Genomic DNA, 21,304 nt, shown 5'->3' with positions numbered 1-21,304 from the left:
CAATCGACACTCCCCTACCGTGGTGACGTGGCCGAACTCTCGAACGACCAAGCAGTCGCCATCCTCGACAAAGCTGTGGCGGCGATCAATCCTGTCCTCGACGTCCTCGCCGAACGCGACGTTCTGGGCATCAAGAAGCACACCTACCACCCCTGGCCCGACGGTCCGCGCAGCCATCAGGCCATCCACCTCGTATCGACGCCGCTCGATTTCGCCGACTGGCCCGGCACGGCGGGTTGGAATGAGCTGCCGATGAAGAAGCGCGCCGACTGGTGGATCAATCGGATCGGTTCGCTCAACACCATTGCGGTGGCGTTCCCCAACGTCTTCGGGTTCTGGACGAAGTTCTTGCCCGTCGCATCGCTGCTAGGTTTCGCCAATCAGGCCATCGTGTTGGTCGCGATCGCCCGCGAATACCAGGTCGTCGAACGCCGCTACCAGGTGGAATTGCTCGCCGAGGTCCTGTGCAATCGCAGCGTCGACGCCGACTCAGCCGGCGCCGCCGAAACGGCGATCCTTCCGCGCGGCCGACGCAATCTGATCGCTACGGTGTGGACCGTCGCGCAACTTCTGCGTGGGCTGTCCGATGAGCTGGATCGACGCCCCGGACCGTCGAAACCTTTTGCGACACTGCGCCTCATCCCGCTCATGGGCGGCCCGTTCACCTATCTCGGCGAGCGACTGGCACTGAGCCGTGCGGCCGCACTGGGCCGACGCTGGATCATCGACCACCCCGACTCGATCTCGCCGCTCACGTAGAGGGTTCGATAAAGCGGACATGCCCCACCCGTAGTCGGGTGGGGCATGTGCTGGGGGAAACGCTCTTGAGCTATCCGACGCGGCGGAAGTCTTCGTCTTCGCGCATCACCCGGCGACGCTGGAACGGCGGCAGGTGTTCAAAGACCGGGTCTTCGTCGTCGATCTCCAACACGACCGACCCAGGCCGCCGCAGGCGACGCGGAATACGTTCGGCGAGTTCGGGTTCGGCGATCTCCCGGCGTCGGCGCGCGTCGGCCTCCCGGCGTGACTTCTCCAGTCGCGCCATGCGCTGCTTGCGGATCTGAACCTCGGTCCGCACCGCCCGGCGCAGATAAACGAGGTAGGCGATCAACGCGATGGCCGCGACACCCGTTGCCACCCAACCGATTACACCGAGCAACACACCCGCACCGACGGCGAGCAACGTGAGCGCGAGAAGGCCAAACAGAACCCGTTGCCGCTCACGGTAGCGCACGTCGCCGCGGGTCTGATCGATTTCGGGGTTATACCCACCACGACCGCGGGGGCGCGCGGGCTTCTCCTTCTCCGCCTCGACGTCATCGGAGTCACCTTGCGCAGCAACGGTTTCCAATTCATCGTCGTAGTCGTCGTCATCCGCGTCGGCGTACTCGGCGTCTTCGTCGAGATCATCCCCGTCGTCGTATTCGGCGTCCTCATCGAGATCGTCGTCGACCACCTCGATCACCTCGGTGACGTCCTCAGCGCCGTCGGCGAACTCGGCATCGACGATCGAATCGTCTCCGTCGGCAGTCTCTTCCGCGTCGTCGGTGTCGACCAGTTCGGCGTCGACGGTGACAACCTTCTTCATCTCGACGGTCTCTTCGTCGTAGGCGACGGCGTCGACGTTGTCCTCGTCGGCCTCCGTCTCCTTAGCGGCATCACCGGCGTCAGCGGCTTGTGCGGCCACAGTCGCGGCCTTCACGGTGCGCTTGTACGAGGCGTCGCTCGGGTGAGCTCCCGCCGCAACCCGCCCACGCGACGACGACCGCGTCGATCCACCGCGCGTGACCAGCCGAGTCTTGCGGACAGCGTCGGTGGTTTTGGCCACCTCCGGACGTCCCTTGAGGAACATCGGGACCAAGACGAAGAGCCAGATCGCCACCAGCCCTACCCACAACACTGAGTTCGGCATTCGACTCTCCTCTCACATTGGTTAACCCGAGTCACACCAGACCATCCAACAATCTAGGGCGCCGACAGCTCACAGCGGCGGCGGCGCGCCGACGCCGCGCCACATTCTCAGGACTTGCCAAGAAAGGCGTTGACCCGCGGCAACCAGCAGGAGTAAATTCACCAACAGATGAATTCAACACTCGGTGAATTGAGGTATCCGATGAGTTCCCCACCTCCAGCCATTTCCTGTGATCGTGTGACCGTGCGCCGCGGCCAGACCACCGCGGTCGACGACCTCTCGATGACCATTCCGCAGGGCTCCATCACCGGACTCCTGGGACCGTCGGGGTGCGGAAAGACCACCCTGATGAGAGCCATCGTCGGCACTCAGCGCAATGCCGAAGGCACCGTCAACGTTCTCGGCTACCCGGCCGGCTCGCCCATCCTGCGTAGACACGTCGGTTATGTGACGCAGTCGGCGTCGGTCTACACCGACCTCACCGTCGTCCAGAACGTCCGCTACTTCGCGACTCTGTTCGACGCCGAGTCCAACGTCGACGACGCACTCGCCGCCGTCGGACTCACCGACTTCGCCGACCGCCCGACGTCGGGGCTCTCCGGCGGTCAGGTCAACCGCGTGTCGATCGCATGCGCGCTGGTTACGCAACCCACCCTGCTGATCCTCGACGAGCCGACCGTCGGGCTCGATCCGGTACTGCGCGCCGACCTGTGGGCACGTTTCGACGCACTCGCCCGGTCCGGCGTGACGCTGCTGGTGTCGAGTCACGTGATGGACGAGGCCGCCCACTGCGACAACCTGCTGCTGATGCGCGGCGGGCATCTCGTCGCCCAGCTGACTCCCGACGAACTGCGTTCGCGCACCGGACAATCCAATCTGGAAGATGCCTTCCTCGCATTGATCAAGGAAACCGCGGCATGACCACCATCACCTCATCTGACGCCGTTCGGGCCACGCCTATCCATCCGAAACTGTTGGGCGCCACCGCAATCCGCGTCCTCCGACAGCTTCGCGCGGATCCCCGCACCATCGCCCTGATTCTCGTGATACCGATTCTGCTGATGACGCTGCTGTACTTCATGTTCTCCGAGCAGCCCGCATTGCCTGATGGCACAACACGATTCGACATCATCGGCATCACCATGCTCGGCATCGTGCCGTTCATCACGATGTTCCTGATCACCTCGATAGCGATGCTGCGCGAACGCAGGTCGGGCACGCTGGAACGCCTGCTGACCACTCCGATCAGCCGTCTCGACCTGCTCGGCGGCTACGGCATCGCATTTTCCGTGGTGGCCGCGGTCCAGGCAATCCTGGCCTCCGGCGTCTCGTTCTGGCTTCTGGGCATGCAGACGCAGGGGTCGGTGGTGTGGGTGATCGTCATCGCGATGCTCGACGCCATGCTGGGCGTCGGACTGGGCCTGCTGTGCAGCGCATTCGCCCAGACGGAGTTCCAAGCGGTGCAGTTCTTGCCGGTGGTCGTCATTCCGCAGTTGTTCCTGTGCGGGCTGTTCGTGGCCCGCGATCAGCTGCCCGGATGGATGGACGCGCTGTCGACGGTGATGCCGCTGACCTACGCCGTGCAGGCGCTGCAGGAGGTCGCGGGCAACGTCGACCCGACCGCCATCATGTGGCGCGACATCGCGATCGTCGCCGCATGCATCGTCGTCGCGCTGGCCTTGGCGGCCGCGACGCTGCGGCGTCGGACACCGTAATACGCTGACGAGGCCATGACTTCACGACGCAGCGGCCGTCGCCCCGGCGACCCCGACACCAAAGGCGCCATCCTCGACAGCGCGCGAGAGTTGTTCGCGCGCGACGGATTCGACAAGACCTCGGTGCGAGCGATCGCCGCGGACGCCGGCGTCGACGCGGCCCTGGTACACCACTATTTCGGAACGAAACACAAACTGTTCCTCGACGCGGTAGCGATTCCCATTGATCCGACAGTGATTCTCGGACAGTTGAACTCCGTCGATGTCCACGACCTCGGAGCTCATCTGCTGCGCACGGTGCTCGGCATTTGGGACGGTGAATTACAAAGCGCCGGAGTAGCTTTGCTGAAAACCAACTTGGCGGCGCCCGACTCGGCAATGATCCGCTCGTTCATCGCCGAGATCATCCTGACGAATATCGCCACCCGGATCGACGACGACACCGATGTCCGGACGTCCCTGCTGGCCAGCCAGATGCTGGGCGTGTTGGTGACGCGGTACGTCATCCGGCTCGAACCCATCGCATCGATGTCCGTCGACGACGTCGTCGCGAAGGTCGGGCCGACCCTGCAGCGGTATCTGACCGGGGAGCTGTGAGTTCGCGTCCCCGCCACAGGTGGTGGAGGGCGCATTGCCCTTCGACATGTACGAGGGGGACGCCTGTTCACCTCGTCCCGGCTTCGAACCGTCCGTCGACGCTGACCCGGATCTCGACACCGGACGACTGAATCTCCAACGCCGGCGCGCCGGCTGAAGCGGCCAGCGCGAACCGGGGCACCGGGCCGTGGCTCGGCTCAGCGCCCGCCGACATCATGCCGGAATCAGCGATCACCAGCGCCCGCACCGCGCCGGCACCGACGGCGTCCGCGTACGCCTGCGCTTTGCGCATCGCATCGTGAACGGCCGCAATACGCAGCTCATCCTCGTAGTCGATACGATTGTCCCGCAGCACATCCCAGTGCAATGTACCGAGTTGCACACCGTCGCGGGCGCCCCACGCATCCATGAACGGCGCGAGCACATCGAAGTCGGTGAACTCGACCGACAGTCCGATAGACGTGTGATGTACAGCTGGCTGGACTCGTCCGTCACGGTCGGTTGGGTGATAGCTGTGGCTGTGCACGCGGTCGGAGGTCCATCTGGCGACACCACCGGCCGCCTCCAGGTCCCGCACGGCTGCAATCAACTCCGACTGCAGTGCGACTGCTTTCTCATGCGCGACAACACTTTTCGAGTCCTCAAACTCCGCGGCCAGCGGCACGGTGACACTCTCGGCGGCGAAGATGTGCGACGCCGTTCCCCGGACAACGAATTCAGTCATGCCCACAGATTAGCGACGAATCAGGCGTAACTCGCCCGCCCGAGCCGCACCAGACTCTCGGTTGCGCTCCCGACGACCTCTTCGACCGTCAAGCCGAACAGAATGTGATCGCGCCAGCGGGAATTGACGTCCATGTACCGTTCGAGGAGGCCCTCACGCCGGAAACCCACCTTGGTCAACACCGCCTGCGAGGCGTCGTTCGTCGGCTGCACGGTCGCCTCCAGCCGATGGAGTCCGACCGGACCGAAGGCGTGGTCGACGCCGAGCGCGACTGCGGCCGTTGCGATTCCGTTCCCATAGTGGTTCGAGTCGATCCAGTAGCCGATCCACGCGTTACGTACCGCCCCGCGCTGAATGTTGCCGATGGTCAGCTGCCCGACGTACTCGCCATCGACCTCGATAACGAACGGCAGCAGAGTGCCGCGTTTGGCCTCCGAACGCAGCACAGAGAACAGCGGACCCCAATTGCTGCGCTGGTGGCGCTGCACCCACGAGCCGGGAGCGGTCGGCTCCCATGGCAGCAGGGCGTTCTGATTCCGCAGTCGAAGTTCGCTCCACATCGCGGCATCGCGCAGCTTGACCGGACGCACCGTCACCAATCCCCCAGCACAGCGCAAGGGGCCCAGGGTGGCAGGCCACCCCGGGTGAACGTGCGATTTAGCCCACGCGAACATGAGCTGAGTTTACCGTCGGCGCACAACCACCGGCTCTCGGCTGTCGACGGGCAGAGAGACAGACAGACAGCGAGCGACGCAACCGACCCGCTCCGAGTTCGCCCGCGCGTAAGCGACGACGCAAACGCACAACCACCCGCCCCGAGTTCGCCCGCGCGTAAGCGACGACGCAAACGCACAACCACCCACTCCCCGAGTGCCGAAGCGAGGAACGAGCTTCGGTGTAACGAGGGGTCGGCCAGACGACGAACCCAACGCGACCAAACACCATGCGGGCGCATACCTACAGCACAGTCCCGTGCACAGCGCAGACACGGTCGTGGTGATCGGACGCATCCCCTCGCTCACCGAGGCCGCCATCCACACCCTGCTGAGCAACCTTGCGCGTCGAAGTAAGTGCAGACCGAATGTCGAGACGCCGTGAGCTGAACAGACACCGCTCCCCGAGTGCCGAAGCGAGGAACGAGCTTCGGTGTAACGAGGGGTCGGCGAGACGACGAACCCAGCGCGACCAAACACCATGCGGGCGCATACCTACAGGACAGTCCCGTGCTCAGCGCAGACACGGTCGTGGTGATCGGACGCATCCCCTCCCTCATCGAGGCCGCCGTTCACACCGTTCTGGGCAAGCTTGCGCGTCGGAGCAGGTGCAGACCAATTTTCGAGACGCCGTGAGCTGAACAGACACCGCTCCCCGAGTGCCGAAGCGAGGAACGAGCTTCGGTGTAACGAGGGGTCGGCGAGACGACGAACCCAACGCGATCAAACACCATGCGGTCGCATACCTACAGAACAGTCCCGTGCTCAACACAGACACGGCTGTGGTGATCGGACGCATCCCCTCCCTCATCAAGGCCGCCATCCACACCCTGCTGAGCAACCTTGCGCGTCGAAGTAGGTGCAGACCGAATTTTCGAGACGCCGGTGAGCTGAACTCGACTGGTGGTGACTACGCCTCGCGGTGAGAGCCGGCACGTATGCAGGCTGTTCGGGTTGGTTGGGTTGGGTTCTTCGTCTCGCCGACCCCTCGTTACACCGAAGCTCGTTCCTCGCTTCGGCACTCGGGGAGCGGGGTGACGCACCGCACAGCCCCGCGCGTCGGCACTCGGGGAGCGGGGTGACGCACTGCACAGCCCCGCGCGTCGGCACACGCGGAGCGGGGTGACGCACCGCACAGCCCCGCGCGTCGGCACACGCGGAGCGGGGTGACGCACCGCACAGCCCCGCGCGTCGGCACACGCGGAGCGGGGTGACGCACCGCACAGCCCCGCGCGTCGGCACTCGGGGAGCGGGGTGAAGCACCGCACAGCCCCGCGCTTCGGCACTCGGGGAGCGGGGACCCCCGCTTCGGCACACGCAGAGCAGGGGACGCCACAGCCCGACGGACCGCCGCGAGCGCGTCCGAGTTATCCGCGCTGCGCGAGGAACATCACGTCTACTTCGTCGCCGGTGCGCAGTTCCTCGACGTCGGGTTTCACGACGATGAGGCAGTTGGCTTCGGCTAGCTCGGCGAGCAGGTGCGATGTTCCGGTCGGTGACGCCCCGATGACCTGCACGAGGTATTCGCCGGTGCGTTCGTCACGCATCAACTGTCCGCGCAGGTACCCGGTGCGACCTTCGACGGAGACGATGGGGCCGATGGTGCGCGCCTTGATCATTCGACGCATCGGCTGCCGTTTGCCGAGGGTCAGGCGGATCAGCGGCCGGACCATCACCTCGAAACTGACCAGTGCGCTGACCGGGTTGGCGGGCAGCAGGAAGGTGGGAACGTCGTCGCGGCCCAGCCGCCCGAAGCCCTGCACGGAGCCGGGATGCATTGCCACACGGACGATTTCGAGTTCGCCGAGTTCGGTCAGCGCGTCGGCGACAGCGCGCGACGCGGCTCCGCCGACGGCGCCGCACAGCACGACGATCTCGGAGCGGATCATCTGCGCTTCGACCACCTCGCGCAGTCGGGACAGCTCACGTTCGGCGATGCCGACGCGGTTGACGTCGGCGCCGGCGTCGCGGCCGGCCGCGGCGAGCGCGTAACTGTTGACGTCGTAGACCTGGCCGGGGCCGGGAACGCGGTCGACGTCGACGAGCTCGTTGCCGATCGCGATCACCGACAGCCGCGGACGCGGATGCACCAGCACCCGCGCCTGCCCGACAGCGGCGAGCAGCCCGACCTGCGCGGGCCCGATGATCATGCCTTCGCGTACCGCGACGTCACCGGGCTGGACGTCGTCGCCGATGCGTCGCACATAGGAACCCGAGTCGACCGCCTGGCCCACGCGGACCGTCTGGACGCCGCCGTCGGTCCAGCGCAGCGGCACGACGGCGTCGGCGAGAGTGGGCAACGGCGCACCTGTTTCGACACGGACGGCCTGACGCGGCTGAAGCCGCGTCGGGGTGCGTGATCCGGGTTCCACCTCGCCGACGACGGGCAGCTTCACCATCATCGGTTCACCCGCGGCGTCGACGTCGACGTCGGCATCCCCGACGTCGAGGTCATTGAGATCGTCGGGTGCTTTCTCACCCGCGGCGATGACGTCGACGGCCCGGACTGCATAACCGTCGACGGCGGCCTGATCGAATCCGGGCAGCGGACGTTGCGTCACCACTTCCTCGGCGCACAGCAGGCCCTGCGCTTCGGAGATGGCGACTTTCACCGGTCGGGGCATCACCGCGGCGGACGTGATCAACGCCAAGTGGTCCTCGACAGAACGCATTTCGCCTCCTCGCTGCAGTCCCGGGTCAGACTTGTTCAGCCTGAAACGTTATACGTGACGAGGACGTGAGTCGGGGAGGCACGCGGGCGTGAGCCGCTTCAAGCGCTACTTGAGGCGTTCGACCAGCCATTCTCTCAGTTCGGGTCCGTAATCGTCGCGGTCGAGTGCGAAATCGACTGCGGCCTTGAGATATCCGCCGGGGTTGCCGAGGTCGTGGCGGGTGCCGCGATGCACGACGACGTGCACGGGCTCGCCCTCGTCGATGAGCAGCGCGATGGCGTCGGTCAGCTGCAGTTCGCCGCCTGCGCCGGGCGTGATGCGACGCAGCGCGTCGAAGATCTTACGATCCAGGATGTATCGCCCGGCGGCGGCGAAGTTCGACGGCGCGTCTTCACGTTTCGGTTTCTCGACCATGCCGCGCAGCCGCATCACATTGGGGTTCTTGGCATCCGGGAGCGGCTCGACGTCGAAGACGCCGTAGGCACTGATCTGGTCGTCGGGGACCTCGATGGCGCACAGGACCGATCCGCCGCGCCGTTGACGCGTGCGCGCCATCACCTCGAGTACGCCGCCGGGCAGGACGAGGTCGTCGGGCAGGAGCACCGCGATGGCGTCCTCGTCGTCGCTCAGGTACTGCTCGACGCAGCCGACCGCGTGGCCCAGCCCCAGGGGCTTCTCCTGCACCACCGAGGCCACCTCGAGCAGCGACGGCGCGTTACGCACCTTCGCCAGCATCGCCTGCTTCCCGCGCTTGGCGAGGGTGCTCTCCAGGACGAGGTCTTCGACGAAGTGGGCGACCACGCCGTCCTTGCCGGGCGAGGTGATGATCAGCAGGCGCTCGGCGCCCGCGGACTTCGCTTCCTCGGCGACCAGTTCGATGCCCGGTGTGTCGACCACCGGAAGCAGCTCTTTCGGGACCGTCTTCGTCGCGGGAAGGAATCGGGTGCCCAGGCCTGCTGCGGGGACGACGGCGGTCCGGGGAATCGACGGTGCGCTGGGCCGTTCGTCGTCCAGGTCGGTACTCTCGGTGCTTGCCATAGCCGTCAGCCTAATGCCGACGGCTGGCCGACCTCGGGTGAGTGGGTGCGAAGTGACTGGGAACGCAGCGAAGACACAGCGTCGGGCGGAGTTTTCGGCGCGCCGTGCGGCGATGTCGATGTATGAGCGCGAACAGGCCGCGGCCGACCTCTCCGAGTGGATCTATTCGGCGCCGTTTCGACTCGAATACGACGTCACCGTCGCCGCCTACATACCGATCGGAACCGAGCCCGGATCGTTGAGCTTTCTCGACGCACTGTCCGACCGCGACGTCCGAGTACTTCTCCCGGTCGTCCCCGACGGCGCTCCCGCGCCACTCGACTGGGCCCGATATAGTGGCGAAAGTTCTTTGGAGACAAGGAGATTCGGGCTACTGGAGCCGACCGGCACCTTGTTGGGCCCCGACGCCCTGGACGCCGTCGACGTGGTCTTCGTGCCCGCGCTCGGCGTCGACCGGCGCGGTACCCGCCTGGGCCGCGGAGCGGGTTACTACGACCGCAGCCTCACCGGAGTGCGTGCCGAATTCGTCGCCGTGGTCTACGACGACGAGCTGGTCGACGAATTGCCGCGGGAGCCGACGGACGTCCGCGTCGGCTGGGCGTTGACGCCCGGGCGAGGGTTTGTGGAGTTGGAGTGAAGTGACCTAGGACGCGGCCGCAGCGGTCGACGTCGAACTGGTCGACGAGGAATCCGAGCTGCTCGACGACGAACTCGACGAGGAGTCGCTCGACGAGGCGGACGTGGTCGACGATGCCGACGAGCCGGCCTTCGAGCCGGACGACCGGTTGTCGGTGCGGTAGAAACCGCTGCCCTTGAAGACGATCCCGACCTGGCTGAACAGCTTGCGCAGCTTGCCCGAACACTCGGGGCACACCGTCAACGAGTCGTCGGAGAACGACTGGACGATGTCGAACTTGTTGTCGCACTCCGTACAGGCATACGAGTAAGTGGGCACCGGAACCTCCGCCAGAATCAATGTTTGCGTCCCTTAGTCTAACCGAAAGTGGCACTCGAACATTCCGAGTGCTAATCGAGACCAGGAACGTAGGCCCGCACGACGCCGCCGATCCATCCCGAAACATCAGCTGACCAGCATATTTGAGACATGATCAGCTCAACATCTGCACTCGGCGTCGACGTCGGAAAACGCGGTTATCCACAGTCTCCATCGCACGCCCAGTCATGTGGACAACCAGCCGCAGCGCCCTCTCGGACGGTGCGCGACGCGTTACGTTGCGCTCATGCGATTCGACGCCCTGGCCAATCGGCTCTCGCCCCGGTGGGGCGACCGCCTGTCCTCGTGGCTACGGCCTGGCTGGATACGGGCGGTGATCATCCGACGCACCGCTGCCATCGCCCTGATCATCGCGGCCGCGGCGTTCACCGTCTCCGACCATCGCGCGACGCAGGAACAGTCGGTCGTCGTCGCGGCACACGATCTCACGCCTGGGCAGACACTGACCGGCACCGACCTCGCCATCGTTCGCGTCCCCGGCACCGCCCTGCCCGACGGCGCGCTGCGACTGTCCGCCGACGGTGTCGGACGCACCGTGACCGCCGCGATGCGACCGGGCGAAATAGTGACCGACCTGCGCCTGCTGTCCTCCCGGTTGCCGTCGGCCCTGCGCGGAGAACGGGACTCGCGGCTGGTTCCGGTACGACTGTCCGACGACGCCGTCGCCGACCTGCTGCGTGAGGGCGATGTCGTAGACGTGCTCAGCGAGACGTCAGAAGTGTTGGCGCGCAACGCCGTTGTCGCGCTCGGTGCGGGTCGGCGCGCCGGCGGCATCGCCGCGACCAACGCATCGGCACGCCCGATTCTGCTGGCGATGCGCAGTTCGGAGGCTCAGCGGGTGGCCACCGCCGGGCTCAAATCGGCATTGACCGTCGTCCTGCATTGACTAACCGGCAATTGAGTCAGAGGTGTCGAATGTGCATCACATCCGATGAACCGCCATCTCATTGGTTTACTATCAACTTCAGGTTTAGCCTCGCGAAGGGATGAACCGGGAGCGACCCGATCACTGCAAACGAAGCGGAAACTACACGAGAGGACCGCACAACGTGCTCAAGGGATTCAAGGAATTCATACTCAAGGGCAATGTCGTTGAGTTGGCCACCGCGGTCATCATCGGCGCGGCTTTCACCGCCATCGTCACCGCCTTCACCGAAAAGGTCATTCAGCCGCTGATCAATGCCATCCCGATCGGCACCGATAAGGCCGAGGGCCTGGGCTTCAAGATCACCGACAACGCGAACACGTTCGTCAACATCGGCGCGGTGATCACCGCGGCACTCAACTTCTTGATCGTCGCCGCCGTCGTCTACTTCATCATCGTGCTGCCCTACAACAAGCTTGCCGCACTCGCTGGTTTCGACACGGACTCGGCGGTGGCGAAAGAAGTCGTACTTCTCACGGAGATCCGCAACATTCTCGACCCGAAGTCCGCCGGAGGCGTCGACGCAGATGTGGCGGCCCGGGCAGCGGGCGAGGTGCTGACACCGCCGGTCGCCACCTCGGTATTCGAGAGGGGCCCAGACTTCGGCAGCGGCCCGGCGAATCCCAGTCCGGCGAATCCCAGCCCATTGGGTCGCGGCCCCGTGGGGCCGCCGCCGCAGTCGGGACCGATACCGCCCGTCGGCCCGCCGCAGTCCGGCCCGTTCCAGGCGGGTGGCCCACCGGCCTACGCACCGCGGCCCGACGGTCCGTCCGTGCAGCCGTCGCGCGATTTCGGCGGCCCGCCGTCGGGCGCCATCCCGTTGCCGACCGAGCGTTTCCAGTCGGGTCCCTCGGTCCAGCCCTCCCAACCGCAGGGCCCGCCGCCCGCGGCGCCACCCGGCGGGGGCTATTCGCCGCCGAGTCCGGCTCCCGGTCCCGGTCAGGGCAACTACCCGCCGCCGCAGGGCAATTACCCACCACAGGGGCAGGGCAACAACGCACCGCCGAATTTCCCGCCGTCCGGCGGATTCCCGGCGCAGCCGGGCGACCCGGATGCACCGGGCCGCCACTCCCGCTAGCAACTGCGAAAAGCCGCTCCCCGCATTCGCCGGGAGCGGCTTTTCGCGTCAGAAGGGCCTCAGTTCCCCAACACGACGGTCCGGTCCGCCATCGCCGCAACGAAGGGGTCGTGGGTGATGATGATCGTTGTACGGCCCGATGCGAGCTTGCGCAGGGGTCCGAGGATGCGGTCCGCGGTGGCCCGGTCCAGGCCCGTCGTCGGCTCGTCGAGTACCAGGACCGGTGTGTCACGCAGGAACGCACGAGCCAACGCGATACGTTGGCGTTGCCCGCCGGACAGATTCGCGCCGGAATCACGCAACTGGGTGTCGTAGCCGTCAGGCAGGTCGGCGATGAAGCCGTCGGCGTCGGCCGCGCGCGCCGCTGCGATGACGGCGTCCCGGTCGGCGTCGGGGCGGCCGAAGGCGATGTTGTCTGCGATGGAGCCGTGGAAGATCGCGATGCGCTGCGGAAGCAGGGTAGTTCCGGCACGCGCGTCGGTCAGGCGCTGCGCACGCAGGTCCGCGCCGTCGATTTCGACGGTGCCGGCGTCGGGGTCGTAGAACCGCAGCAGCAGGTGCGTCAACGTGGTCTTTCCCGCGCCGCTCGAGCCGGTGAGCGCGATGCACTCGCCTGGCTGCACGGTGAGCGAAAAGTCTTTCAGCACGGGAGTTTCCGCGCCGGGATAGGTGAAGTCGACGCTGCGGAAATCGATCCGGGCGCCGCCTTCGCGAGAAACCGTATGTCCCTCACCGCCGTCCGCGTCGTCGGACAGACCGACCGGCGCGTCGAGCAGTTCGGCGACACGTTCGGCGCTCGCCGTCGCCGACGTCACCGCTACGGCGAGACCGCCGAGCGCCTGAATCTGCGGGTACAGATACCCGAGGTAACCGGTCAGCGCGATGAGGCCGCCGATGGTGGTGCGGCCTTCGGAGATCTGCCACGCGCCGAGCGCCAAAACGCCCAGCATGCACAGCAATTCGACGACGACCACGGACTGCTGGAACGCCTCGCCCGCCTTGGTTTCGGAGATCCGGGCACGCATCCAGCGATGACTCTGGCTCCGGACGCGCGCCTGATCCGCGGCCGATTGATTGTCGGCGGCGATGGCATGGCCGTTGTCGAGGCCCTCGGCGATGAGCGCGGAGATCTCGCCGTTGGCCGCGCGCTCAGTTCGCGAGGCGCGCTTGAGAATTGCGCCGAAACGTCGGGCCACCAGCCACAGCAGCGGCGCGAGGACGAACGCGATCAGCGCCAGATCCCACCGAACCCATACTGCCGCAACGGCATACGCGATCACCGACGCCACCGCGATTACACCGGACACCACCCCCGAGGACACCAATTGCTCGGTCTCGTCGACGTCGCTGCTGTGCCGGGCGATCAGATCGCCGGTCTGGAATTGCCGCCGCGTATGTGGCGCCATGCGCTGTGTGTGCGCGTAGAGGTCGGTGCGCAGGCGCAGCAACATCCGCTCGGTCACGATCTCGGCGAGCAGATTTCCGAAATACGACGCGACCGCGCCGGCGAGGGTCACCGCGATCCACCACAGCATCGGCGAGACGAGGGCATGCAGGTCGCCGGTGGCGAGGACGTCGTCGACGATGTGTGCGAACAGGTAGACCACCGCGACACTGGCCAGCACGTCAAGGAACTGCAGGCTCACCGCGAGTGCGAGTCTGCTCCACAGTCCCGACATGTACGGCGCGAATCGCCGCATCGCGGAAAGAACGGTCAGCGTGCGCTGCCCCACCGATTCCGCGTGCGGCGCATCGGCGTCGATCAGGTCGTCAGGTTGTGCATCGAACGAGGATGCGTCGGTGACTCCGAACGCGTCTACATGCGGGGCCACAGACTCTCCTTCTAGTACTCAGATTGCGCGACCACCCCTCACAGCGGCGGCAGCGGGAGCAGGCCGGTGCGTGGGCGACGGCGTCGCCAGCCGTCATGCCGGCAGTCTCGGTGCCTGCGACGACCGAAGGGCTCCAGGCGCGGAAGACGAGGACCATAAGGCATTGCGATCTCCTAACGTTCCCGCGGTGATGACCGCGAGTTCGGCGATCGTCATCGAATCGTGACGAACACCCGCAACGGTAGACCTAAATTTCGGCTATGACCTCGACCGTAGCGCCAGAAAATACCTTAGCCACCCTATCTGGAAACTCACTGTGCACCCACTGACAAGTGGAAACGTTACTTATTGCAGGTACCTGCCAGCCTCCTGGCCGATTCGGGGTCACCTTGGACTTTCCTGCCGAATTCCTGTCAATTTCGGCTCTCCCGGCGTCGTCGCACGATGTTCGACGCCGCAAACGACACTTCGGCGCGGCACCCGAGTGGGTGCCGCGCCGAAGTAGTTCAGTTATCGCGAGGGTTGTCAGCCGATGCTGAAGGGCTTGCCCCACACGACGACGTGCGCGAGCATCGTGTCGGTGACGACGACGACGTCGAAGCGAGCACGTGCCTCGGCGTAGCCCGCGCAGCCGTTCACCTGGAACTGTTCCTGGCTGAACGCCACGCCACCGTGGTTACCCGTGAAGGTGAACTTGTTGACGTTGTAGTTCTTGTAGGTGGTGTAGTCGCCCGACGTGGTCTGGATGATCGGGACGTAACCGGCCTGGCCGGGGCCGAGGTGCAGGGTGGCGCCGGCAGTCGCCGACGTGCCGGCCTGAGTTCCGTCAGTGCTCGCGCCGCCGTTGTTGTCGATGCCGCTCAGGCTGATCTGGCAGCCCACGACGTAGCCGCCGTTGACCGAGGCACCCTTGGCGCCGCCGCCGATGTTGACGCCGATCTTGCCGGAGACCCACACCGCACGGCTGGTCGGGATGTTGGCGACGTTGCCCGCGTTGTAGTTGACGAACTCGTCGTAGAGGCGAGCCTGGACAGTGGTGCCGTCGACGAGCTTCTTGTTGACGAAGCCACCGGGCAGCGGGCCAGCGGTGGCCGCGCCCGCACCGACCGCGGTCAGGCCCATGAGTGCGGCACCGAGGACGCCGGCGGCCGCAGCGATGCGGCGGGTAAAGGTCTTGCGCATGATTCCCCTTCGGGTGAAATGTTGAAAAGTGTCAGGAGGTCAGGGGTGATCAGCCGAGGCTGAACGGCTTGCCGTACAGAGTGGCCTGGACCGCGCCCGACGAACCGTTGACCGCACCCGCGTCGGTGTTGTAACCGTTGGCCGCCAGAACCTTCACGTACGAGCGCGCCTGTGCGTACCCCGCGCAACCCTGCACGTCGATCTCGGTGCCGGAGAGCTGAATGCTCATGACGTGCTTGTCCTTGGTGAAGGTGTTGTCATCGACGTAGACCTTCTTGATCTCACCGGGAGCCAGCGGGAAGGAGATCGATCCGCCGACGGACGCCGAAGAGGCACTCAACGAGCCGCTCACGCCTGCATCCAGACCGGTGACCGAGACCTGGCAGCCGACCAGGTAGCCGACCTCCACGTCGCCGCCGCCCTTGTTGACCGTGGCGGTGTAGGTGCCCGACACGCGCACCGAGCGTCCTGCGCCGTTGTTGGCGGTCGACGGCTGGGCGAAGGCGTATTCGCCGGTGCGCCAGATCTGGACGACCTGACCGTCGACACCCGTCACTTTCTTGAAGCCGTTGGGCAGCGCTTCGGCCGCAGCCCCGCCTGCGCTCAAGCTGGACAGCCCAACTGCGGCGACTGCAGCGACAGCGGTGGCCGCGAATGCGCGGCGCAAACCAAGCTTGCTGATCTTCATTCGTTCCCTCTCACCGGTAGGCCGCGACCCCAACTTGTCCGAAGCCAATTTTCACACGTTCGCCCGCAGCCGTGACTGCGAGCTTGGCCGAAACGTTATCTGGTTAAGAGAACCCTGAGCAACACGAACGCGCAAGAAGTCCGACTTTGATTCTTCGGCATCGTAAAGATGACGTTCGGATTTACGGCAGGAGGCGCGTTAACTTGATGAAAACTCACAGCACACAGCATGTTTGCAGGTACATGCGCTATTCGTAATGTGGCGGCCGATTCTCCCGATACCAGTCGGCCGTTACCAGACTGTGACCTTGGTCACGATCGTCTCGTGTCTGTGTCGGCAGGTCGTCACCGAACACCTCGGCCAGCTTCGTGCGCCGACGCGACTTCTCACGAAGCGCCTCGTGCCGCTGTGAGGTTTCGCCGACTGCCCCCGGATCCCCCGAATCGTCGGGCTGAGCGCTCCCCTGCGCCCCGTCCGACGCGCCCTGACCCTCCGGACGCGTCGGCTCCCCCATTTGCTTCACAATCGCCGTCAGAAGTCGCTGATCGACTCGATGACGTGCCGCGCCAGCATGGTGACCGTCGCCATTCCGTCACGGACCGCCGCTCGTGAATCGGCGAGGTTGACCACCAGCGTCTGACCGGAGATCCCGGCCAGGCCCCGCGACAACCCGGCGTCGGTGGCGCCTGCCGCCAAACCAGAACTGCGCACCGCCTCTTCGATGCCGGGCAACCGACGATCCAGCAACGACTCGGTCGCCTCCGGGGTGACGTCGCGCGCACCGACGCCGACGCCGCCGACCGAGATCACCAGGTCGACGCCGCCGATCACCGCGGTGTTGAGGGCGTTGCGGATCTCCACCTCGTCGCCGGAGACGACGATCGTCGCGTCGACGTGGAACTCCGCCTCCTCCAGCAGCTCCACCAACAGCGGCCCCAAGGACGCATCACCGTCACCGTGCGCGGCCAGATCGCCGACGACGACCACCAGCGCGCGGCCGATCTCGCTGCCGTCGGGCGCGGTCGCGGAGCCACCCCGGCGGGTGAACTCGCGGGCGGCCGCATCCGCGGCGTCGTCGGCGTCGACGACCGAGGAGATGTCGGGAACCAGGTCACTCATCTGCAGAACCTTTCGTCGAATGCGGGGGCTGATGCCTAGCTGGTGGGAAGTGTCCCCAGGGTCACCTGAACCGTCTTGGTCTGGCCGCCCGCGGTGTAGGTCACCGGTACCACGGCACCGGGTTGGTATGACCGTACCGCTGCCACCAACGCGTCTCCCGAGGCGATGGTGCGATCACCGAGTTTGGTGATGATCGCCCCCTTCGGAATCCCGGCCCGGGCCGCGGGCCCGTTCGGCGTCACATCCGATACCGGGGCCCCGGCCTGCAGCGGATCGGTCGAATCGTCGCGCACCGACACCCCGAGGCTGGAGTGCTGCGCCTTACCCGACTCGATCAGCTGATTGGCCACGGCGATCGCCTGATCGACGGGAATCGCGAAGCCCAGACCGATACTGCCCGACCGTGCGCTGCCACTCGAGTCGCTGCCGCCGGTGGTCGCAATGGCGGTGTTGACGCCGATCAGCGCGCCGCGGGCGTTGACCAGCGCGCCGCCGGAGTTGCCCGGGTTGATCGCCGCGTCGGTCTGGATGGCGTCGATCACCGACGTCGTGCTCCCGGTCCGCGACGTCGACACCGGTCGGTTCAGCGACGAGATGATGCCGGTGGTGACGGTACCCGCCAGGCCGAGCGGCGATCCGATGGCGATCACGTCCTGCCCGACGACGAGATTCTTCGACGTCCCGATGGTGATCGGCTTCAACCCGGACTTGTTGACCTTGATGACCGCGATGTCGGAGACCGCGTCGGCGCCGACGACGGTTGCGCTCGCACGTGAGCCGTCCTCGAAGGCGACCGTCACCTTGCTCGCCGGCCGATCTCCGCCGACGCTCACGACGTGATTGTTGGTCATGATGGTGCCGTCGGACTTGAGCACGACACCCGATCCCTCACCTTCGGCGTTGCCCTCCTGCACGATGATCGACACCACCGTGGGCAACACGCTGGCCGCGACGGCCTGCACCGAACCGGCGGGCGCCTCCACCGGCGTGTTGGATTCGTTGGGGTCGCCGCCGAGCGGACCGGTGATGGCAGTCGTCGCGGTGTCGTTGTCGAGTGCCGAGTACGTCGCCGCACCCGCGCCGCCCGCTACGAGGGCCAGCGCCACCACGCCGACGCCGATTGCGGCCTTGGTGCCCGCGCCTCGACGTTTCGGTGCCGCCGGAGCCTGCTGGAACTGCGGGGCAGCGCCATACTGCTGCGCCGGATCGCCCTGGCCGAATCCGCCCTGGCCGTAAGCGCCCTGGCCGTAGGTTCCCGGCGGGTAGTCGCCTTGGCCGTAGGCGAAGTTGCCCGGCGTGGTCGGCGGGTGGCCGAAACCCGCCCCCGACTGGACCGGATTCGACGCCGGGTCGCCCGGCTGGCCGAAACCGCTCGGTTGCGCGCCGAACTGGCCGCTGCCGGGCTGCGCGGGGAACTGGCCCGACCCGAACTGGCCCGACCCGAACTGCTGATCGGAGTAGCCCGGCTGAGTCGGCTGCGGGGAACTGAAAGGCGATGTCCCCGAACCTAATTGATCGCCCGCCGACGATGTCGGCTGCTCACCGGAAGATCGGTGTGCCCCACCGTGGCCCGATTGGTCGAAGGTCGGTTGTCCAGATCCCGGGTTCTCCGACGGCTGTTCACCGCCGCTGCCGAACGGGTTCGGGGTCTGATCACCGTTGTCGCGATCATCGCCGGTCATGTGCGCCTTCTTTCGTTGTGCTCAAGGTTCGTCGACGAGTTGTGTGCATCATGACCACCCGGGGATTCGACTCCCTCATGACCGAAGCACTTGTGCCGATTCATCATTACTGACGAACTACTACCGGAGATGGTTCCACGGGAACCGTGTGACCGGGCAGCGTCATCCGGATCAGTGCGCCCCCCAGGTGACTCTGCGACGCCGAAATGGTACCGCCGTGCTTGACCACGACCTGCCGGACGATCGCCAGCCCCAGCCCGGATCCGGGCATCGACCGCGACTGCGTGGCACGGTAGAACCGCTCGAAGACCAGCTCGCGATCCTCTGCCGGAATACCCGGACCGGCGTCGGCGACGGTGAATTCGGCTGTCTTCAAATCGGTCTGACGCAAAGTCACTTCGATGGCACGACCGCGCGGACTCCATTTGGCTGCGTTGTCGAGCACGTTGAGGATCGCTCGCGACAATCCCGCCGGCTCGCCGAAGACGTACCAGGGCGCGACGTCGACGGTGAAGTCGACATCGCTGCGCCTGCGTCGGACCCGCTCCAGCGAGCGTTCGATGACCTCGGCGAGGTCCACTTCCTCGTGCACCACCTCGGGCGCGTCTTCCCGCGCGAGGTCCACGAGGTCGCCGACGAGGGTCGACAGTTCCTCGATCTGGGCGAGAACGTCGGACCGCAACTCCACCATGTCCGACGCCGGGACGGGCGGTGCGCCCGGCGCGGTGGACGCCATCAGTAGTTCCAGATTGGTGCGCAACGACGTCAGCGGCGTCCGCAGTTCGTGTCCGGCGTCGGCGACGAGCCGCGCCTGCTGATCGCGCGACTCACCCAATGCCCGCAACATCGTGTTGAAAGACTCTGTGAGCCTTGCTAATTCGTCGTTTCCGGAGACCTGTAGCGGTGCGAGGTCCTCGGTTTTCGCGATGCGTTCGGCGGCCCGCGTCAGCCTCGTCACCGGCCGCAGTCCGGCCCGCGCGACAGTGGTTCCGGCCAGCGCCGCGAAGGCGACGCCGCCGCCGCCGACCACCAGCAGCACCCAGGCGAGACGTTTGAGCACCCGGTCGGTCTGCAGCAGGCTCTGCGCGAGCACGAGTGTGTTGCCGTCGTCGAGTTTGCGGGCCAGCACCCGCTGATTGGCCACCGTCCGCAGGCTCTGATTGTGCTGCCCGGGCGGATTGACCGACCGGGCGATGGCCTTCTCGGCGTCCTCGAAGGGCACCTCGCCGATCAGATAGGTCGCACCGTCGGGCCGCACCAATGCCAGCGAGATGTTGGTGGAGAACACCGTTCCCGTCGCGAGGGCCTGCGGTCGTTCGTTGAGCATGCCGGTCTTGGCGAGGGCCGTCATGCCGTCCGCGCGTGACTCCAGCTGCCGGTCCACCTCGTTGTACATGGCGCGGTAGACCACGAAATACGCTGCGGCAGCCATCAATCCGACCGACACCAGCACCACCGTCGCCGACAGCAGCGTCACGCGCGTCGTCAACGATGCCGAGCGGGTCAGCGCCCACGGGGCACGCATCTCCTTGCCCACGTTCCCGTTGTTGCGTCGATTGCCGACAGAATGGTTGCGGCGCAAGGTCTTCCACCGAGACGAATCCGAACCGCTCACGACGCGAAGCGACCTCGGCGGGCGCCGACGGCGTGCACTCGGCTCACGGCGGAGTCTCCCGAAGAACATATCCGACGCCGCGCACCGTGTGGATCAGCCGCGGCTCGTCGTCGGCTTCGGTCTTGCGGCGCAGGTAGCCGACGTACACCTCGAGCGCATTGCCCGACGTCGGGAAGTCGTAGCCCCACACCTCCTCGAGGATCCGGCTGCGCGAGAGCACTCGGCGCGGGTTGGCCATCAACATCTCCAGCAACGCGAATTCGGTGCGCGTGAGGCTGATCTGCCGGTCGCCGCGCGAGACATCGCGAGTCACCGGGTCGAGTTTGAGATCGGAGAACTCCATCGCCTCGGAGTCCTCCCCGCCGTCGGGGGTGGCCCGGCGCAGCAACGCGCGCAGCCGCGCCAGCAGTTCTTCCAGGGCGAAGGGCTTGGGCAGGTAGTCGTCGGCCCCGGCGTCGAGCCCGGCGACCCGCTCGGACACCGAGTCACGCGCGGTGAGCACGAGGATCGGGAGGTCGTCGCCCGCCGAGCGCAGGCGCCTGCACACTTCGAGGCCGTCCAGGCGCGGCATCATGACATCGAGGATGAGCAGGTCGGGACGGTTGCCGACGACCTTCTCGAGTGCCTCGAGTCCGTCCGACGCCGTTTCGACGGTGTAGCCGTTGAAGGCGAGGGATCGTCGAAGTGACTCGCGCACCGCTCGATCGTCGTCGACCACAAGTATCCGCATGCCTACAGTCTTATCGCAGTCCGGCTGAGAGAGGTGTAAGTAGTCGCGAAGTTTTCCCGGCGTCGAC

20 protein-coding genes are annotated in these 21,304 nt (G+C 66.1%); 7 read left to right on the top strand and 13 right to left on the bottom strand.

The genetic code is table 11. The annotated features are described in order from the left end of the window. Positions 1-27: 27 nt before the first annotated feature. The gene (locus HH308_RS05015; protein WP_170193088.1) at positions 28-759 is read left to right on the top strand and encodes a hypothetical protein; all 732 of its coding nucleotides are present in this window, start codon (positions 28-30) and stop codon (positions 757-759) included. A 70-nt stretch (positions 760-829) separates the two neighbouring features. Here the strand turns inward: HH308_RS05015 and sepX are convergent, their stop codons facing one another. Beyond that, complete coding sequence (sepX, locus tag HH308_RS05010; protein WP_170193087.1) at positions 830-1,912, bottom strand: divisome protein SepX/GlpR; 1,083 nt, start codon at positions 1,910-1,912, stop codon at positions 830-832. 201 nt (positions 1,913-2,113) lie between these two features. On the opposite strand from sepX, the gene HH308_RS05005 reads away from it, so the two are divergent. From HH308_RS05005 to HH308_RS04995, 3 genes are read left to right on the top strand one after another with little or no spacing between them, the layout of a single operon-like run. Next, a complete protein-coding gene (locus tag HH308_RS05005; protein ID WP_170193086.1) occupies positions 2,114-2,833 on the top strand; it encodes an ABC transporter ATP-binding protein in 720 nt (239 codons plus the stop codon). Further along, positions 2,830-3,627 carry an ABC transporter permease gene (locus HH308_RS05000; protein ID WP_170193085.1) on the top strand — a complete coding sequence of 266 codons (798 nt, stop codon included), beginning with the start codon at positions 2,830-2,832 and terminating at the stop codon, positions 3,625-3,627. The genes HH308_RS05005 and HH308_RS05000 overlap by 4 nt, the downstream gene beginning before the upstream one ends. Before the next feature lie 15 nt (positions 3,628-3,642). After that, positions 3,643-4,224, top strand: a complete 582-nt coding sequence (locus HH308_RS04995; protein WP_170193084.1) for a TetR/AcrR family transcriptional regulator — start codon at positions 3,643-3,645, stop codon at positions 4,222-4,224. Positions 4,225-4,291: 67 nt separating this feature from the next. On the opposite strand, the gene HH308_RS04990 is transcribed toward HH308_RS04995, so the two are convergent. From HH308_RS04990 to HH308_RS04975, 4 genes are all read right to left on the bottom strand, one after another. Then, positions 4,292-4,948 carry an SIMPL domain-containing protein gene (locus tag HH308_RS04990; protein ID WP_170193083.1) on the bottom strand — a complete coding sequence of 219 codons (657 nt, stop codon included), beginning with the start codon at positions 4,946-4,948 and terminating at the stop codon, positions 4,292-4,294. 20 nt (positions 4,949-4,968) lie between these two features. Then, entirely contained in the window at positions 4,969-5,622 is a 654-nt protein-coding gene (locus tag HH308_RS04985) for a GNAT family N-acetyltransferase (RefSeq protein WP_170193082.1), read from the bottom strand. Positions 5,623-7,028: 1,406 nt separating this feature from the next. Then, complete coding sequence (gene glp / locus HH308_RS04980; protein ID WP_170193081.1) at positions 7,029-8,333, bottom strand: molybdotransferase-like divisome protein Glp; 1,305 nt, start codon at positions 8,331-8,333, stop codon at positions 7,029-7,031. 105 nt (positions 8,334-8,438) lie between these two features. Next, positions 8,439-9,371 (bottom strand): UTP--glucose-1-phosphate uridylyltransferase, encoded by a 933-nt coding sequence (locus HH308_RS04975; protein WP_170193080.1) that lies wholly within the window; start codon positions 9,369-9,371, stop codon positions 8,439-8,441. Between the two features lie 13 nt (positions 9,372-9,384). On the opposite strand from HH308_RS04975, the gene HH308_RS04970 reads away from it, so the two are divergent. Beyond that, positions 9,385-10,008 carry a 5-formyltetrahydrofolate cyclo-ligase gene (locus HH308_RS04970; protein ID WP_170193079.1) on the top strand — a complete coding sequence of 208 codons (624 nt, stop codon included), beginning with the start codon at positions 9,385-9,387 and terminating at the stop codon, positions 10,006-10,008. A 6-nt stretch (positions 10,009-10,014) separates the two neighbouring features. Here the strand turns inward: HH308_RS04970 and HH308_RS04965 are convergent, their stop codons facing one another. Further along, a complete protein-coding gene (locus HH308_RS04965; protein WP_170193078.1) occupies positions 10,015-10,326 on the bottom strand; it encodes an FmdB family zinc ribbon protein in 312 nt (103 codons plus the stop codon). A gap of 286 nt (positions 10,327-10,612) precedes the next feature. Here HH308_RS04965 and HH308_RS04960 point away from each other — a divergent pair, with 286 nt between their 5' ends. Then, positions 10,613-11,272, top strand: coding sequence for an SAF domain-containing protein (locus HH308_RS04960; protein ID WP_170193077.1), 660 nt, complete (start codon positions 10,613-10,615; stop codon positions 11,270-11,272). 163 nt (positions 11,273-11,435) lie between these two features. After that, positions 11,436-12,389, top strand: coding sequence for a large conductance mechanosensitive channel protein MscL (gene mscL, locus HH308_RS04955; protein ID WP_170193076.1), 954 nt, complete (start codon positions 11,436-11,438; stop codon positions 12,387-12,389). A 59-nt stretch (positions 12,390-12,448) separates the two neighbouring features. Here mscL and HH308_RS04950 read toward each other — a convergent pair whose 3' ends face one another. The 7 genes from HH308_RS04950 to HH308_RS04920 all read right to left on the bottom strand — a co-directional run bounded on the left by HH308_RS04950 (position 12,449) and on the right by HH308_RS04920 (position 21,237). Beyond that, positions 12,449-14,221, bottom strand: coding sequence for an ABC transporter ATP-binding protein (locus HH308_RS04950; RefSeq protein WP_170193075.1), 1,773 nt, complete (start codon positions 14,219-14,221; stop codon positions 12,449-12,451). A gap of 525 nt (positions 14,222-14,746) precedes the next feature. Next, positions 14,747-15,403: an MspA family porin gene (locus tag HH308_RS04945; protein ID WP_170193074.1), complete on the bottom strand. Its 657-nt coding sequence runs from the start codon at positions 15,401-15,403 to the stop codon at positions 14,747-14,749. 49 nt (positions 15,404-15,452) lie between these two features. Continuing rightward, a complete protein-coding gene (locus tag HH308_RS04940; RefSeq protein WP_170193073.1) occupies positions 15,453-16,091 on the bottom strand; it encodes an MspA family porin in 639 nt (212 codons plus the stop codon). Positions 16,092-16,622: 531 nt separating this feature from the next. Next, a complete protein-coding gene (locus tag HH308_RS04935; RefSeq protein ID WP_170193072.1) occupies positions 16,623-17,210 on the bottom strand; it encodes a MogA/MoaB family molybdenum cofactor biosynthesis protein in 588 nt (195 codons plus the stop codon). A 35-nt stretch (positions 17,211-17,245) separates the two neighbouring features. Beyond that, complete coding sequence (locus HH308_RS04930) at positions 17,246-18,892, bottom strand: trypsin-like peptidase domain-containing protein (RefSeq protein ID WP_170193071.1); 1,647 nt, start codon at positions 18,890-18,892, stop codon at positions 17,246-17,248. Positions 18,893-18,998: 106 nt separating this feature from the next. Beyond that, positions 18,999-20,417: a HAMP domain-containing sensor histidine kinase gene (locus HH308_RS04925; protein WP_170193204.1), complete on the bottom strand. Its 1,419-nt coding sequence runs from the start codon at positions 20,415-20,417 to the stop codon at positions 18,999-19,001. 133 nt (positions 20,418-20,550) lie between these two features. Further along, a complete protein-coding gene (locus HH308_RS04920; RefSeq protein WP_170193070.1) occupies positions 20,551-21,237 on the bottom strand; it encodes a response regulator transcription factor in 687 nt (228 codons plus the stop codon). Between the last annotated feature and the right edge of the window lie 67 nt (positions 21,238-21,304).

It is taken from the genome of Gordonia asplenii, from assembly GCF_012933505.1.
Lineage (GTDB): Bacteria > Actinomycetota > Actinomycetes > Mycobacteriales > Mycobacteriaceae > Gordonia > Gordonia asplenii.
Note: the sequence above shows the minus strand (reverse complement) of the source record. Positions and strands in the feature narration are given on the sequence as shown.